The organism is Thioalkalivibrio sp. XN8 (assembly GCF_011058255.1).
In the GTDB taxonomy this organism is placed as follows: Bacteria; Pseudomonadota; Gammaproteobacteria; order Steroidobacterales; family XN24; genus XN24.
In genome coordinates this window covers 1-13,396 of sequence record NZ_JAALFH010000066.1, presented here as the reverse complement: position 1 = coordinate 13,396, position 13,396 = coordinate 1, and the positions used below count along the sequence as shown (strand labels likewise).

Below are 13,396 nucleotides of genomic sequence, written 5' to 3'. Positions count from 1 at the left end.
GCAACTGAAGCCACGGAGACGGTGATGGGCAAGGGCACGAAATACGTGGCCAAGGTCCCCGACGCGAACGGCTACATCCACTACAGCGATGACGAGCACCAGGTCTGGCACGAGCTGATCACCCGGCAGAAGCGTGTGCTCCCGGGGCGCGCCTGCGCCGAGTACATCGCTGCGCTGGACAAGCTGGAGCTGCCCGAGGACCGCGTGCCGCAGTGCGCCGACGTGAGCCGCGTGCTGCGCGAGTGCACCGGCTGGGAAGTCGCGCCGGTGCCCGCGCTGATCAACTTCACCGACTTTTTCAACCTGCTGGCCAACAAGCGCTTCCCCGCGGCGAGCTTCATCCGCACCCGCGAGGAGATGGAGTACCTGCAGGAGCCGGACATCTTCCACGAGATCTTCGGCCACACGCCGCTGCTGACCGACCCGCGCTTCGCCGCCTTCACCCACGCCTATGGCAAGGCGGGCGCGGCGGCGCGCAAGGAAGACCGGCCGATGCTGGCGCGGCTGTACTGGTTCACCGTGGAGTTCGGCCTGATCCACCGGCCGGAGGAAGGCCTGCGCGCCTACGGCGCCGGCATCGTCTCCTCCATCGGCGAGACCAGCTATGCCCTGGAGAGCCCCGACCCGCAACGCAAGCCTTTCGACCCGCTGGACGCGCTGCGCACCCCGTACCGTATCGATATCTTCCAGCCGATCTATTTCATCATCGAAAGCTTCGACACCCTGTTCGAGGTCGCCCAGATGGACCTGCTGGGCCTGATCGAGCAGGCCAGGAAGCTGGGGATGCATCCGCCGGCCTTCCCGCCGAAAGAAGCCGCCAGCGCCTGAGCGCCACCCGACCACCGAGGAGACACCCCGTGAGCGATCTCACTGCCAAGCACTGTGTGCCCTGCGAAGGGGGCCTGCAGCCCATGTCGCCGCCCGAGGCGAAGCAGTTCCTGGCCCGGCTGCACGCCGACTGGGTCCTGAACGACGACGCCACCGAGATCCGGCGCGACTTCCGTTTCAAGGGCTTCAACCGGACCATGGGCTTCGTCAACGCCGTGGCCTGGATCGCCAACAACGAGAACCACCATCCCGACCTCGAGGTCGGCTGGGGTCACTGCCTGGTGCGCTTCTCCACGCACGCCATCAAGGGCCTGTCGGAGAACGATTTCATCTGCGCCGCGAAGGTGGACGCGCTACTCGACCAGTAGCCGCGCATCGTCGGGCTCGATGGCGCCGAGCTGGTCGATGCGCGTGGCCGCGAAGGCCAGCGCGGCGGCGCGCGCCCGCCCGTCCTGCTCGTGTTCCAGCGACCACCGGGCGTGCTCGCACAGCAGCGCCAGCGCCGTGGCGCGCCCCAGCGTCAGCGCGAAGCCGCGGGCCTGGGCCTGCAGGGCATCGGGCCCGGCCCCGGCGGCCTGCCGGTACCAGTCCAGCGCCCGGTCCGCGGCCGCCGTGGCGATGCTGCCCGCCGCCGCCAGCCGGTCGTCACAGTCCCCCACGCCGCGCGCCAGCCGCTGGCGCAGCACGCGCAGGGGCCCGCCGTCGCCGCAGGCCTTGAGCAGCTCCAGCGACAACACGTTGGTGGTGCCTTCCCAGATCGGCAGCACCTGCGCGTCGCGCACGATCACCGGCAGCCCGGTGTCTTCCACATAGCCCGCGCCGCCAAAGCACTCGATGGCCTCGGTCGATACCGCCACCGCCTGCTTGCCGGTGGTGAGCTTGGTCAGCGCCGTCATCAGCCGGAGCAGCGCACGCTCGTCCTCGTCGCCCGCGCCGTGTTCGGCGCGGCCGAGCAGGTGCACCAGCTCGAAGCACAGGTGAAAGGCCGCCTCGTACTCGGCCTGCAGCGCCGCCAGCGTCTGGCGGTGCAGCGGCTGGTGCGCCAGCGGCCGGCCGAAAGCCTCCCGGCGGCGCGCGTAGTCCTGCGCCAGCGCCACGCCGCGGCGCATGAAGGAGGCGGCACAGATGCTGTTCCAGGTCCGGGTCAGCGTCAGCATCGGCACGATGTTGCGCACGCCGTCGCGCGCCCCGGCCACCGCGACCGCGGGCGTGCCGTTGAGCAGCAGCTCGGCGGTCGGCACCTTGCGCGTGCCCAGCTTGTCCTTCAGCCGCAGTACCTCGATGCGATCCAGCCGGCCGTCGGCGTCGCGCGTCTCGACGTAGAACAGCGCCAGGCCGCGGCCGCCGGCCGGGTTGCCCTCGGGGCGCGCCAGCGTCAGCGCGATCTGCGAGGTCGCCGCCGAGGTGAACCACTTGCGGCCCCACAGCCGCCAGCCCTCGCCGTCGCGCTCCGCCACGGTTTCCGAGGCGCCGACGTCGGAGCCGCCGGTCGACTCGGTCATCCATTGGCCGCTGGTCCAGAACCGGGCGGGATCGCGGCTGGTGAGATGCGGCACGGCCCGCTCGATCAGCGCGGCATTGCCCGAATCGAGCAGCGTGCGGGCCGCGCCGTCGGTCATCGCCAGCGGGCAGCTGTACACGTCCGTCGAAGGATGGAACAGGTGCACCAGCGCGAACTGCAAGGTGCGCGCGAGCGGCCCGTGCTCGGCCTCGTAGCCGGTCGCCACCAGGCCGAACTCTGCCGCCAGCCGCTCCGCGCGCCGCCACAGCGGCGACAGCTCGATGGCATCGACGCGGTTGCCCCAGGCGTCCCACTGGACCAGCTGCGGCTCGTTGAGCCGGTCGTCGAGCTGGGCCTGGTAGAGCTCGCCGCCGGCCAGTTCGCCCATTTCGCGCAGCGCGGCGAGCGCCGCCGGCGGCACGGGCCCGCCGAAACGGCGCGCCAGCAGCGACCGCAGCACACGGTCGTCGTCGTACTGGTTGCCCAGCCGGGGGGCGGGCTGGTTGAACGGGCTGACTTGCACCGGCCCTAGATGCCCATCTTGTTCAGGCTGTCGAGGATCCGGCCGAGCACCATCGTGAGCGTGGGGTGGCTGCGCTGGAACTCGTCGATCTGTTCCCGGACCTGCTCGCGCAGGGTCTCCTCCGGCGGCACCTCGGTGGCGGCCAGCCGCTCCTCGATCTGCTCGCGCAGCGCTTCCATGCGGGCCCGCTGGCCGGGCGTGAGCTCACGCGAACCCGCCACCTGCTTGCGCAGCTCGGCCAGCAACTGTTCCATTTCCTGCCTCGGCATGTGATGACCTCCGTCCGAATGCGGCCTAAGCCTCTGCCAGCCCGCCGCGCGCCGCCGCCGGCAGGTCCCCTTCCAGTCCCATGGCGCGGCGGATGAACACGCCTTTCAGCGGCGCCAGCCGGTCCACCATGGTGAGCCCGGCGCGACGCAGCGCGCCGAGCGCCGGATTGTCGTTGCTGAACAGGCGGTTGATGCCGTCGAAGGCGCGCATCGACAGCAGGTTCTCCGGCTTGCGCCAGCGCTCGTAGCGGCGCAGCAGGGCCGGATCGCCGGGATCGCGCCCCGCCGCCAGCCCGGCCCCGACCACCTGCGCGAGCGCCGCGGCGTCGAGCAAGCCCAGGTTGACGCCCTGCCCCGCCAGCGGATGCACGGTGTGCGCCGCGTCGCCGACCAGGGCATAGCGGGCGCGGGTGTAGACCGGGGCGTGGCGCATGCGCAGCGGGAACGCCGCCCTGGGCCCGGCCTCGAGCACCTCGCCCAGGCAGCCGTCGCCGGCCTCGGCCACGGCTGCGCGGAAGCGCTCGTCGTCGAGCTCGAGGAGCTGCGCCGCGCGCTCCGGGCTGGTGGACCAGACGATCGAGACGCGCCCGTCGGCCAGGGGCAGGAAGGCGATCGGGCCCTCGGGCAGGAAGCGCTGCCACGCAGTCTCCCCGTGAGGCAGCTGGCAACGCAGGTTGCAGACCACGGCGCGCTGCTCGTAGTCATGGCCGTGGACCTCCAGTCCGGCCAGCGCCCGCGACGCCGAGCCGGCGCCGTCGGCGCCGACCACCAGGCGGCTGCGCAGGCGCCGCCCGTCCTCCAGGCCCAGCTCGGCCTGCTCGCCGTCCAGCGCCAGGCTCGCCAGGCGTGCGCCGTCCAGCAGGCGCACGTTGGGCAGCCGCTGCAGGGCGTTGCGGAGCGCCAGCCGCACCAGCTCGTTCTCGACGATGTGGCCAAGCACGGGCTGCGCCACGTCGGCGGCGTCGAAGCGAATCGCGCCGGGGCCGCCGGCCGGCACCTCGCCGTCCCAGACCCGCATCGACCGATAGGGGCTGATGCGCGCTGCGGCGATCTCGTCCCAGGCCCCGCAGGACTCCAGCACCCGGCGGCTGGCCTCCGACAGGGCCGACACCCGCAGCCCCGGCTCGTCCTGCGCATGCCAGCGGGGCGGCGGCTCGGCATCGAGGACCACCACGTTGCATTCCGGCGCCGCGCGGGCCAGCAGGGCCGCCGTGGCAGCGCCGACCATCCCGGCGCCGACGACGACGATGTCTTCGCCGCCGCGCTTCACGGGCCCAGGCCTTGGCCCAGCGCCAGCCGCGGCAATCGCCCGGCCAGCCCCATGCCCCGGCGGGCGACCAGCGCCCGCGCCGGCGGCAACAGGTCCATCCCGACCAGCCCGAGCCGCCGGCCGGCGCGCAAGGTCGGCAGCTCGCTGGTGAAAACCTGCACCAGGCTGTCCGTGTCGCGGACGGTGCGGGCCCGGTCGGCCTCGCGCCATTCGGCATACTCCTCGAGCAGGGCCGGATGGCCCGGGTCCCCGGGCCGGCGCGCGACCAGCTCGGCGAGCGCGGCGGCGTCGCGCAGGCCGAGATTGAAGCCCTGTCCGGCCACCGGATGGATGCCGTGCGCCGCATTGCCGGCCAGTGCCACGCGCCCCAGGTGCCAGTCCACGGCCTGCACCAGGGCCAGCGGGTAGCTGGCGCGGCGGCCCACTTTGCGGAACAGCCCGAGCCGGTAGCCGAAAGCGACCTGGAACTCTGCGAGAAAGGCCGCATCGTCCAGCGCCATGACGGCAGCTGCCCGGTCGGGGGCGAGCGTCCACACGATGGTCGTCCGGCCGCGGGTCAGGGGCAGGACTGCGAGCGGGCCGCTCGGCGTGAAGCGCTCGAACGCGGTGCCGTCGTGGTCGACGGCGGGTGTCAGGTTGGCGATCACCGCCACCTGCCCGTAGTCGCGCGTTGCTGCGGCGATCCCGGCCAGGGCGCGGGTCGGCGAGCGCGCGCCGTCGGCGGCCACCAGCAGGCGGGCCGCCACCACTGCCTCCCCGCCCTCGCCCCGGTCCACCCGCACCGTGATGCCGTCCTGGTCCTGCGTGACCGCGGTCACTTTCGCGGGCACCCAGGTGGTCACTCCGGGTTCGGCCTGCAGGCGCTGCCACAGCACTTCCCCGAGCGCGCGGTTCTCGACCACGCAGCCGAAACTCGCGAGCCCGTGCTCCGCAGCGCGCAGCCGCGTGACGCCGAAGGCGCCGCGCTCGGAGACGTGGATCGAGCGGATCGGCGCAGCGGCCGGCGCCAGCGCATCCCAGCAGCCGATGCCCTGCAGGATGCGCCGGCTGCTCTCGGAGATCGCCGTGGCGCGATCGTCGTAACTGGGCTGGGCGGCGTCGGCGGGCGGCGTGGCCTCGACCACCAGGACGCGCAGCGGCAGGCTCGCCAGCGCAGCCCCGAGCGAGGCGCCGACCATGCCTCCGCCCGCGATCACGATGTCGAACTGTGCTGGCGCGTTCATGTCTTTCAAGCCGCCTGCATCAGGCGCTCGATCTCGTCCGGGTCCTTGGGCGCGCCGGCCGAGAGCACATCGGGATCCTCGGGGGTCACCAGCACGTCGTCCTCGATGCGAATCCCCGTGCCCCACCACTTCTTCGCCACGCCCTTGCTGCCGGGAGCGATATACAGCCCCGGCTCGATGGTCATCACCATGCCCGGCTCCAGCAGCCGCCAGACCTCGCCCACCTTGTAGTCGCCGACGTCATGGACGTCGAGCCCGAGCCAGTGGCCGGTGCGGTGCATGTAGAAGCGCCGGTAGGCCCCCTCCTTGATCAGCGTCGGGACGCGCCCCTTGAGCAGGCCGAGCTTCACCAGGCCGCGCGTCAGCACCCGCACCGCGGCGTCGTGGGGGTCGTCCCAATGGTTGCCCGGCCGCGCCTGGTCGATCGCCGCCAGCTGCGCCTCCAGCACGACCTCGTACAGGGCGCGCTGCTCGGGGCTGAAGCGGCCGGAGACCGGGAAGGTCCGCGTGATGTCCGAGGCGTAGCACTCGACCTCGCAGCCGGCGTCGATCAGCAGCAGCTCGCCTTCCTTGAGCTGGTCCTTGTTCTCGACGTAATGCAGGATGCAGCCGTTGGCGCCGCCGCCGACGATGGGCTGGTACGAAGTCGTGGCGTTGTGCCGGCGGAACTCGTGCAGGAACTCCGCCTCGATCTCGTATTCCCACAGCCCCGGGCGGCAGGCCTGCATGGCCCGCCGGTGCGCCGCGGCGGCGATGCGGGCCGCCTTGCGCATCACGGCGATCTCGGCCCGGCTCTTGAACAGCCGCATGTCGTGCAGCAGGTGATCGAGATCGACGAACTCCGTCGGGCTGGTGACGCCGGCCTTGGCCGCCGCCCGCAGCTGGTTGACCCAGCCGAGCAGCCGCTGGTCGAACTCCGCGTTCAGCCCCATGGTGTAGTAGACCCGCTCGCTGTGCTCGAGCATGCCCGGAAGGATGTCGTCGATGTCCGAGATCGGGAACGCGTCGTCCGCGCCGTAGTCCCGCACCGCGCCCTCGGGACCGGCGCGATAGCCGTCCCAGGTCTCGCGCTCCGGGTCGCGGTCGCGGCAGAACAGTACGTATTCGCCATGGGGACGCCCGGGCATCAGCACCGCCACCGCCTCGGGCTCGGGGAAACTGGTCAGGTAATGGAAGTCGCTGTCCTGGCGGTAGGCGTATTCGGTGTCGCGGTTGCGCACGCGCGTGGGCGCGGCCGGCAGGATGGCGATGCCGCCCTTGCCGATCATGCGCATGAGCTGGCGGCGCCGGCGGGCGAAGTCCTTGGTGTTCATCGGCGATGAAATCCCGGTGCTGGTACGTGTTCCACCATGATAACCGCAGCGCCGCCCGGCGCGGCCGGCCTCAGTGCAGCTGCGGGTCGGCGGCGGCCTGGCGCGGGGCCCGGCATTCGTCGAACACGATCTGCACGCCGACGCGCACGTATTCGAGCAGCTCGGCATAGGCGCTTTCGCCGACTTCCTCGGCCTCTTCCTCCGCCACCCCGGCGCGGCCGATCTCGGAGAAATCGGCCAGGATCTCGCGCAGCTCGTCGGGCAACTCCTCCATCGGGCGCAGACCGCGCATGGCCAGGCCGTAAAGGAAGGCGTTGCACCAGGCCGCGAGCGCCGCCGCCCGGGCCTCCAGCGCCGTGGTGTCGTCCGGCAGCAGCAGTTCGAAGGCCATCTGGCCGTCCTCCAGCGCCGCCGCCGCGGCGGCGTGGAGCGCCTCCAGCAGGCCGCGTGCGTCCTGGGGACCGCCGAAACTGTAGTCCTCGACGTCCGCCAGGGTATTGCGGATCCAGGCCTCGGGCATGTCCTCCGCGCCGGCGCACAACAGGCCGCAGAGGGTGCCGTGCGCTTCGGCGGCGAGGCTGCCGGCGGCCGGGGCGCCCAGCGCCTGCTGCAGCTCGTCGTAATGAGGAATCGTCATGGCCCTGTCGCCTCGCGCCGGCGGCCGCGCCGGCCGCGGCCTCGTGCCCCGATGCTACCACCGCCCGGGCACGGGCCGCATCGCGGCGCAGGCTGATTGACCACCCCGGGGGGCCTCACTATAGTTGCGGCCATGGACGAAGGTACCGCCCAGGCAGTGGACGTAGAGCTGAAGCGGCTCGAGCACCGGCTAGAAGAGCTGGTCGCCGTGTGCCGGCAGCTGAAGGAGGAAAACCGTTCCCTGCGGCAGCGCCAGGAGAACCTGATGCTGGAACGGGCGGCGCTGTTACAGAAGAACGAGCAGGTCAGGACCCGCGTAGAAGCGATGATCGGCCGGCTCAAGGCCATGGAGCACAGCTCGTGAGCGGCGACACCGCTCGCGTGTCGGTCAGGATCCTGGAAAAGGAATACCAGTTCGCCTGCCCGGCCAGCGAGCAGAACGACCTGATCCGCTCGGCCGAGTTCCTCAACGCCCGCATGAAGCAGATTCGCGACACGGGCAGCGTGGTCGGCACGGACCGGATCGCCGTGATGGCCGCGCTCAATCTTGCCAATGACCTGCTGAAAGACCGCAACCGGGACTCTTCCCACGAATCGCGGTTCGGCACGCGGCTGAAAGTGCTGCGCGAGCGCGTCGAGTCAGCGCTCGAGGATGGCAAGCAGCTGGAACTGTAACGGCCTGCGGCAAGTCCAACAGTTTTGGCGCCTCCTGCGGTGTTCGATATGGGCCGGGTTCCTCTCGACCCTAATTAACCACCCAGGGGCCGGGACCAGTCGACGCCAGTGCGCAAGTCCGCGTCGAGCGGAAAGCCTTAGGCACGACTGCCGGCCCCACCTATTGCTCCGGTTCGAGAGCAATGGTCTGTAACGGCACAGGCGGGAGGCGCCACCCTATTCCCAGCAACACGCCCAGCGCGCAAGAACGCCAGGCCCTGCGCCTTGAACTCCGGCTCCGGCGACGGAGCCTGCGGGGCAGCCGCCGCGTGCTGGCGACCCGCGCGATCGTGGCCCAGTTGCGCCGGCTGCCTGCCTTTCGCGCGGCGCGCAGTATCGCCTTGTACTGGCCGGCCGACGGTGAGCCCGACCTGCGCACGCTCGCGCCTGCGGCGCGGGCGCGCGGCAAGCGACTCTACCTGCCGGTGGTGGGCCATCGCGGGGTCATGTCGTTCGCGCCCTGGGACGAGCCGGCCTCGTTGCGATGCAATCGCTACGGTATTCCGGAACCGGTCGGCCGCCGCCGGCTGCAGGCGACGCAACTGGATCTCGTGATCCTGCCGCTGGTCGCCTTCGACGCCCGCTGCCACCGCCTCGGCATGGGCGGAGGCTATTATGACCGCGCCCTGCAGCGTCGCGGCCGGCGGCCGGTGCTGATCGGCGCGGCCTTCGCGCTGCAGGAAGTGCCGGCAGTGCCGCAACAACCATGGGACGTGCCGCTGGATCTCGTCGTCACCGAGCGAGGCCGGCGCAAGAAAGGAGCGAGAGCATGAACTACTGGCTGATGAAGTCCGAACCCGAGGCGTTCTCCATCGACGAGCTGGCGCGCGCGCCAGGCAAGACGACGTGCTGGGACGGCGTGCGCAATTACCAGGCCAGGAACATGCTCCGGGACGAGATGAAGAAAGGCGACCTCGCCTTCTTCTATCACTCCAACTGCGAAGTCCCCGGCATCGTCGGCACGGTCGAGATCGTGCGCGAAGGCTACCCCGATCACACGGCTTTCGATCCCGACGATCATCACTTCGATCCGAAAAGCGATCCCGACAATCCGCGCTGGTTCATGGTCGACGTGAAGCTGAAGAAGAAGTTTCCGCGCGTCGTAAGTCTGCGCGAACTGAAGAGCTACGCCGACCGCGAGCTGCGTGACTTCCGCTTGCTTGCCAAGGGCAACCGTCTCTCGGTGATGCCAGTGACCAAGTCGCAGTGGCGTTTCATCGAATCGCTTTCGCAAGGCAAATAGCAGGCGAAATCGATACGCCGCAAAGCGGCTTCGCGTCGAGCCGCGCGCTCGTCGAAGCTGCGCGCCGTTCCTGGCCGTCTTCTGCGACGAAAGAATGCGTTGATATGTTTGCTGGAAGTTTCGCGTTGTTGTATATACAGCAGCGCGAACCCACTACACGGAGATGATCATGGCTGTTGCATCGAAGAAGAAGCCTGCCAGCAAAAAGAAACCTGCTGCCAGGAAGAAGGCGGTGACCAAGAAGAAGCCGGTGGCGAAGAAGAAGGCGGTAGCGAAGAAGAGGCCGGCGGCGAAGAAGCGTCCGGCGGCGAAGAAGAAGCCCGCCGCGAAGAAGAAGCCGGCGGCGAAGAAGAAGCCCGCCGCGAAGAAGAAGCCAGCTGCCAAGAAGAAGCCGGCTGCCAAGAAGAAGCCCGCCGCGAAGAAGAAGCCAGCTGCCAAGAAGAAGCCGGCTGCCAAGAAGAAGCCCGCCGCGAAGAAGAAGCCGGCTTCGAAGAAGAAGGCTGCTTCCAAGAAGAAGTAGGCATCGCCGACTCGCGGTTCCGGCTCCTTCCGGAGCTGCAGCGAGTTTCGAGGGCCGGGTCCGCGTGAGCGGCTCGGCCCTCGCTCTTTCAAGAACCCATGTTTGTACGGAGGGCCAGTTCATGGACCAGGCCAGCAAGAAGATCGCAGTCGGCCGCGCCGCTGCCGCCGAGGTGGCGGAAGGTTGCCGTCTCGGGATCGGCACCGGCTCGACGGTCAATTGTTTTATCGACGCGCTCGCGGAGCGCGGCATCGAACTCGCCTGCGTGGTCTCGAGCTCGACAGCGACAACGGACCGGCTCAGGGATCACGGCATCGCGGTCAGCGAGCTGAACACCACCGGTGATCTCGATCTCTACATCGATGGGGCCGACGAGGTAGACGGGGCCGGTCACATGATCAAGGGCGGCGGCGGCGCGCTGACTCGCGAGAAGATCGTGGCTGCCGCGTCGCGGCGCTTCATCTGCATCGTCGACGACAGCAAGATCGTGCGCGTGCTCGGCGAATTTCCCGTGCCGGTGGAGGTGATCCCGATGGCACGCTCCTTCGTCGCCCGGCAGATGGTCAAGCTCGGCGGCCTGCCGGAGTACCGCGAAGGCTTTGTCACCGACAACGGCAACGTGATTCTCGACGTACGCCATCTCGACATCGTCGATCCCGTCAGCCTGGAGGACCGCATCAACAGCATTCCCGGCGTCGTGACGGTGGGCATCTTCGGCCGCCAGAAGGCCCAGCTGACGCTGGCTGCGACCGACGAGGGCGTGCGGCGGATCGATTACTAAGAGACCAGGATGACCGGCGCCGCTGCGCGGCACCGTTTCCTGGTCCCCCAGCCAAAAAAATGGGCCCCTGTCGGGGCCCAGATCTCGGACCAGGATTCGAACCTGGGTTGACGGAGTCAGAGTCCGTAGTCCTACCGCTAGACGATCCCCCAATTCGGGAAACGCGATCCGCGGATCAGCGCTTCGAGTACTGGGTGGCGCGACGCGCCTTGCGCAGGCCGACCTTCTTCCGCTCGACCTCGCGAGCATCGCGAGTGACGAACCCGGCCTGGCGCAGCGGCCCCTTCAGCGCGGGGTCGTAGTCTACCAAAGCACGGGTCAGGCCGTGGCGGATAGCGCCGGCCTGGCCGGTGGTGCCGCCGCCGTGGACCGTGACTTCGACATCGAAACGATCCTCCATCCGGATCAGCTCCAGCGGCTGGCGAACGATCATGCGGGCCGTGCGCCGGCCGAAGAACTCGTCCAGCGGCTTGCTGTTGACCGTGATCGTGCCTTTGCCCGGGCGAAGGTAGACCCGCGCGGAGGAAGTCTTGCGACGGCCGGTGCCGTAATTCATGTCGGTGCTCATAGCTTTACCTGGGGGCTTCAGATCTCCAGCGCCTGCGGCTGCTGGGCCTGGTGAGTGTGCTCGGGACCGGCGAAAATGCGGAGCTTCTTCAGCATCTGGCGGCCCAGCGGGTTCTTCGGCAGCATGCCCTTCACAGCTTCCTCGAGCACCTGCTCGGGCGCGCGCTGCAGGCGCTTCTCCAGGGTCTCGGACTTCATGTGCCCGATGTATCCCGTATGGCGGTAATAGACCTTGTCGGCCAGCTTGTTGCCGGTGACGCGCACTTTCTCGGCATTGACCACCACGATGTAGTCACCCGTGTCCACATGCGGCGTGAACTCCGGCTTGTGTTTGCCACGCAGGCGGCGCGCCAGCTCGGTGGCGAGCCGGCCGAGCGTCTTGCCCGAAGCGTCGACCACGAACCAGTCGCGGCGCACGGCTTCCGGCTTGGCGGAAAAAGTCTTCATGTCCCAGCTCCAAAAAGGATGAGCGGCAGGCGAAAAGCAGGGAAATATAATCCACGGCCCTGCCCCATGCAAGCGCCGGGGGCGTCAGCCCCCGCCGCCCGGCGGCTCCGAGGGCAGCTGCAGCCGCTTCACCACGCGGCCGTTCACCACATGCTCCTGGATGATTTCCTCCAGGTCCTCCTGGTCGACGTAGGTATACCAGACGCCTTCCGGGTAGACCACGACCACCGGGCCCTCCGCGCAGCGGTCGAGGCAGCCGGCATTGTTCACCCGCACCTTGCCCGGCCCGGCCAGCCCCAGTTCCTTCACCCGGGCCTTGGTCCAGGCGCGCGCCTCGCCGGCCCCGGCCTCCTGGCAGCAGGCGCGACCGCCTTCCCGGCGGTTGGTGCAGAAGAACAGGTGGTGCCGGTACCAGGCCATGGCTCAGAACTGGTACTCGAGGCCGATCGTCGTGAGGAAATCGCTGTTCCTGGTCCCCGCCGGAACGTCCGTGTTATGCCGGACGCGGTAGCTGAACCGGGCGTTCAGGTTGCCGACGATGGTGGTCGTCAGCCCGGTTTCGCTCTCGACGAAGGTATTGTCGGACGCCCACTGCACCTGTACGTTCTGGAAGAAATCAGCGTTCTCGGACACGTTCCAGACATAGCGCAGGCCGGTGCTCACCAGCGCGCCCTCCTCGTCCGTGCCGTCCGACAGCGTCGCGAAGCGATAGCCCACGCCGACCTCGCCGTTCAGCTTGTGCTTCTCGGTGTCGATCAGCACGCGACCATAGCCCACGCTGGGGATGAACACTTCCTCGACGCCGCCGAACTTGTCCTGGCGCCATTCCAGGCGGCCGAAGAAATAGTCTTCGGGGCGCCAGAAATAATTGGCCGTGGCGCGGACGTCGTAGCGCTCCTCGGTCCGGTTGTCGTTCTCCTCGCGGGTGACGAAGCCCAGCTGGGCGTCGTAGACCCAGTTGTTCCCGGGCCGGTACTCGAGCGCGGCGTCGCCGGTGACCGCCTGCGTGTCCGTATTGCCGCGCGCCTGCGCGAAACTGAAGGCCACGGCGCCGCTCAGCCCCTGGGGGGGTTCCTCCGCGCCCGCCGGCGCCAGCGCCATGAGGCCCGCCATCGCGCCCGTGGCGCCCCACACAGTCCATGCCGACTTCATCACTCGCAATCTCCCTGCAGGGCCCCATGCCCCCTGGCCAAAGCCGGATAGAATACCAGCTCAGCCAGCCTGCCTGCAGCCCAATGCCCACCACGCCGCCATCCGCCTTCCCGCTCGACCTGGCCGACCGCTGCGTCAAGTGCGGGCTGTGCCTGCCCCACTGCCCGACCTATGTCGACGCCGGCGTCGAGGGCGAGTCGCCGCGGGGCCGGATCGCGCTGATGCAGGGGCTGGCCACCGGCCGGCTGGAGCCGGCGCCCGGGCTGGTGGCTCATCTCGAGCATTGCCTCGGCTGTCGGGCCTGTGAGAGCGCCTGTCCTGCCGCCGTGCCTTACGGCGAACTGATCGATGCCGGCCGGGCCATGCTCGCGCAGCAGGGCGCCGGCCCCGGCCCCGCGCGGCGGGCGCT

Annotated in this window: 19 protein-coding genes, 1 tRNA gene and 1 other RNA gene; 9 read left to right on the top strand and 12 right to left on the bottom strand. The window is 69.5% G+C overall.

The window, feature by feature from the left end; translation table 11 throughout:
* The first annotated feature begins 24 nt into the window (after positions 1 to 24).
* Positions 25 to 828, top strand: a complete 804-nt coding sequence (gene phhA, locus G6N75_RS11195) for a phenylalanine 4-monooxygenase (protein ID WP_165348449.1) — start codon at positions 25 to 27, stop codon at positions 826 to 828.
* A 29-nt stretch (positions 829 to 857) separates the two neighbouring features.
* Positions 858 to 1,196 (top strand): 4a-hydroxytetrahydrobiopterin dehydratase, encoded by a 339-nt coding sequence (locus G6N75_RS11190; RefSeq protein ID WP_165348448.1) that lies wholly within the window; start codon positions 858 to 860, stop codon positions 1,194 to 1,196.
* On the opposite strand, the gene G6N75_RS11185 is transcribed toward G6N75_RS11190, so the two are convergent.
* From G6N75_RS11185 to G6N75_RS11160, 6 genes are all read right to left on the bottom strand, one after another.
* Positions 1,182 to 2,852, bottom strand: a complete 1,671-nt coding sequence (locus G6N75_RS11185; protein ID WP_165348447.1) for an acyl-CoA dehydrogenase family protein — start codon at positions 2,850 to 2,852, stop codon at positions 1,182 to 1,184. The genes G6N75_RS11190 and G6N75_RS11185 overlap by 15 nt on opposite strands.
* Before the next feature lie 5 nt (positions 2,853 to 2,857).
* A complete protein-coding gene (locus tag G6N75_RS11180; RefSeq protein ID WP_165348446.1) occupies positions 2,858 to 3,121 on the bottom strand; it encodes a DUF4404 family protein in 264 nt (87 codons plus the stop codon).
* Positions 3,122 to 3,146: 25 nt separating this feature from the next.
* A complete protein-coding gene (locus G6N75_RS11175) occupies positions 3,147 to 4,391 on the bottom strand; it encodes a UbiH/UbiF/VisC/COQ6 family ubiquinone biosynthesis hydroxylase (RefSeq protein ID WP_346765528.1) in 1,245 nt (414 codons plus the stop codon).
* Positions 4,388 to 5,614, bottom strand: coding sequence for a 2-octaprenyl-6-methoxyphenyl hydroxylase (ubiH, locus tag G6N75_RS11170; RefSeq protein WP_165348445.1), 1,227 nt, complete (start codon positions 5,612 to 5,614; stop codon positions 4,388 to 4,390). Before ubiH ends, G6N75_RS11175 begins: the two co-directional genes overlap by 4 nt.
* Positions 5,615 to 5,619: 5 nt before the next feature.
* A complete protein-coding gene (gene pepP / locus G6N75_RS11165) occupies positions 5,620 to 6,927 on the bottom strand; it encodes a Xaa-Pro aminopeptidase (RefSeq protein WP_165348444.1) in 1,308 nt (435 codons plus the stop codon).
* A gap of 70 nt (positions 6,928 to 6,997) precedes the next feature.
* Positions 6,998 to 7,564 (bottom strand): UPF0149 family protein, encoded by a 567-nt coding sequence (locus G6N75_RS11160; RefSeq protein WP_165348443.1) that lies wholly within the window; start codon positions 7,562 to 7,564, stop codon positions 6,998 to 7,000.
* A 132-nt stretch (positions 7,565 to 7,696) separates the two neighbouring features.
* On the opposite strand from G6N75_RS11160, the gene G6N75_RS11155 reads away from it, so the two are divergent.
* From G6N75_RS11155 to G6N75_RS11135, 5 genes are all read left to right on the top strand, one after another.
* Positions 7,697 to 7,927, top strand: a complete 231-nt coding sequence (locus G6N75_RS11155) for a TIGR02449 family protein (RefSeq protein ID WP_165348442.1) — start codon at positions 7,697 to 7,699, stop codon at positions 7,925 to 7,927.
* The gene (locus G6N75_RS11150; protein WP_165348441.1) at positions 7,924 to 8,238 is read left to right on the top strand and encodes a cell division protein ZapA; all 315 of its coding nucleotides are present in this window, start codon (positions 7,924 to 7,926) and stop codon (positions 8,236 to 8,238) included. The genes G6N75_RS11155 and G6N75_RS11150 overlap by 4 nt, the downstream gene beginning before the upstream one ends.
* 28 nt (positions 8,239 to 8,266) lie before the next feature.
* Positions 8,267 to 8,450, top strand: a non-coding RNA gene (ssrS, locus tag G6N75_RS11145) — 6S RNA.
* A gap of 6 nt (positions 8,451 to 8,456) precedes the next feature.
* The gene (locus G6N75_RS11140; RefSeq protein ID WP_165348639.1) at positions 8,457 to 9,050 is read left to right on the top strand and encodes a 5-formyltetrahydrofolate cyclo-ligase; all 594 of its coding nucleotides are present in this window, start codon (positions 8,457 to 8,459) and stop codon (positions 9,048 to 9,050) included.
* Complete coding sequence (locus G6N75_RS11135; protein ID WP_165348440.1) at positions 9,047 to 9,520, top strand: EVE domain-containing protein; 474 nt, start codon at positions 9,047 to 9,049, stop codon at positions 9,518 to 9,520. Before G6N75_RS11140 ends, G6N75_RS11135 begins: the two co-directional genes overlap by 4 nt.
* 153 nt (positions 9,521 to 9,673) lie before the next feature.
* Here G6N75_RS11135 and G6N75_RS11130 read toward each other — a convergent pair whose 3' ends face one another.
* Entirely contained in the window at positions 9,674 to 10,030 is a 357-nt protein-coding gene (locus tag G6N75_RS11130; protein ID WP_165348439.1) for a hypothetical protein, read from the bottom strand.
* Positions 10,031 to 10,161: 131 nt separating this feature from the next.
* Between G6N75_RS11130 and rpiA the strand changes: the two genes are divergently transcribed.
* Positions 10,162 to 10,821, top strand: coding sequence for a ribose-5-phosphate isomerase RpiA (rpiA, locus tag G6N75_RS11125; protein ID WP_165348438.1), 660 nt, complete (start codon positions 10,162 to 10,164; stop codon positions 10,819 to 10,821).
* Between the two features lie 84 nt (positions 10,822 to 10,905).
* On the opposite strand, the gene G6N75_RS11120 is transcribed toward rpiA, so the two are convergent.
* The 5 genes from G6N75_RS11120 to G6N75_RS11100 all read right to left on the bottom strand — a co-directional run bounded on the left by G6N75_RS11120 (position 10,906) and on the right by G6N75_RS11100 (position 12,987).
* Positions 10,906 to 10,969, bottom strand: a tRNA-Gln gene (locus tag G6N75_RS11120).
* A 27-nt stretch (positions 10,970 to 10,996) separates the two neighbouring features.
* On the bottom strand, positions 10,997 to 11,389 hold the full coding sequence (gene rpsI / locus G6N75_RS11115; RefSeq protein ID WP_165348437.1) for a 30S ribosomal protein S9: 393 nt from the start codon (positions 11,387 to 11,389) through the stop codon (positions 10,997 to 10,999).
* Positions 11,390 to 11,406: 17 nt separating this feature from the next.
* Positions 11,407 to 11,835, bottom strand: a complete 429-nt coding sequence (gene rplM, locus G6N75_RS11110) for a 50S ribosomal protein L13 (RefSeq protein ID WP_165348436.1) — start codon at positions 11,833 to 11,835, stop codon at positions 11,407 to 11,409.
* 84 nt (positions 11,836 to 11,919) lie between these two features.
* A complete protein-coding gene (locus tag G6N75_RS11105; protein WP_165348435.1) occupies positions 11,920 to 12,255 on the bottom strand; it encodes a (2Fe-2S) ferredoxin domain-containing protein in 336 nt (111 codons plus the stop codon).
* Between the two features lie 3 nt (positions 12,256 to 12,258).
* On the bottom strand, positions 12,259 to 12,987 hold the full coding sequence (locus G6N75_RS11100; RefSeq protein WP_165348434.1) for a DUF481 domain-containing protein: 729 nt from the start codon (positions 12,985 to 12,987) through the stop codon (positions 12,259 to 12,261).
* A gap of 83 nt (positions 12,988 to 13,070) precedes the next feature.
* Here G6N75_RS11100 and G6N75_RS11095 point away from each other — a divergent pair.
* A partial coding sequence (locus G6N75_RS11095) for a 4Fe-4S dicluster domain-containing protein (RefSeq protein ID WP_165348433.1) occupies positions 13,071 to 13,396 on the top strand: 326 nt, incomplete at its 3' end.

What these genes read in the sequence shown, in the direction of transcription:
- phhA (WP_165348449.1), top strand. Translation starts at nt 25, where the DNA reads ATGGGCAAGGGCACGAAATACGTGGCCAAGGTCCCCGACGCGAACGGC.
- G6N75_RS11105 (WP_165348435.1), bottom strand. Translation starts at nt 12,255, where the DNA reads ATGGCCTGGTACCGGCACCACCTGTTCTTCTGCACCAACCGCCGGGAA.
- rpiA (WP_165348438.1), top strand. Translation starts at nt 10,162, where the DNA reads ATGGACCAGGCCAGCAAGAAGATCGCAGTCGGCCGCGCCGCTGCCGCC.
- G6N75_RS11180 (WP_165348446.1), bottom strand. Translation starts at nt 3,121, where the DNA reads ATGCCGAGGCAGGAAATGGAACAGTTGCTGGCCGAGCTGCGCAAGCAG.
- rpsI (WP_165348437.1), bottom strand. Translation starts at nt 11,389, where the DNA reads ATGAGCACCGACATGAATTACGGCACCGGCCGTCGCAAGACTTCCTCC.
- G6N75_RS11155 (WP_165348442.1), top strand. Translation starts at nt 7,697, where the DNA reads ATGGACGAAGGTACCGCCCAGGCAGTGGACGTAGAGCTGAAGCGGCTC.
- G6N75_RS11160 (WP_165348443.1), bottom strand. Translation starts at nt 7,564, where the DNA reads ATGACGATTCCTCATTACGACGAGCTGCAGCAGGCGCTGGGCGCCCCG.
- G6N75_RS11100 (WP_165348434.1), bottom strand. Translation starts at nt 12,987, where the DNA reads ATGAAGTCGGCATGGACTGTGTGGGGCGCCACGGGCGCGATGGCGGGC.
- ubiH (WP_165348445.1), bottom strand. Translation starts at nt 5,614, where the DNA reads ATGAACGCGCCAGCACAGTTCGACATCGTGATCGCGGGCGGAGGCATG.
- rplM (WP_165348436.1), bottom strand. Translation starts at nt 11,835, where the DNA reads ATGAAGACTTTTTCCGCCAAGCCGGAAGCCGTGCGCCGCGACTGGTTC.
- pepP (WP_165348444.1), bottom strand. Translation starts at nt 6,927, where the DNA reads ATGAACACCAAGGACTTCGCCCGCCGGCGCCGCCAGCTCATGCGCATG.
- G6N75_RS11135 (WP_165348440.1), top strand. Translation starts at nt 9,047, where the DNA reads ATGAACTACTGGCTGATGAAGTCCGAACCCGAGGCGTTCTCCATCGAC.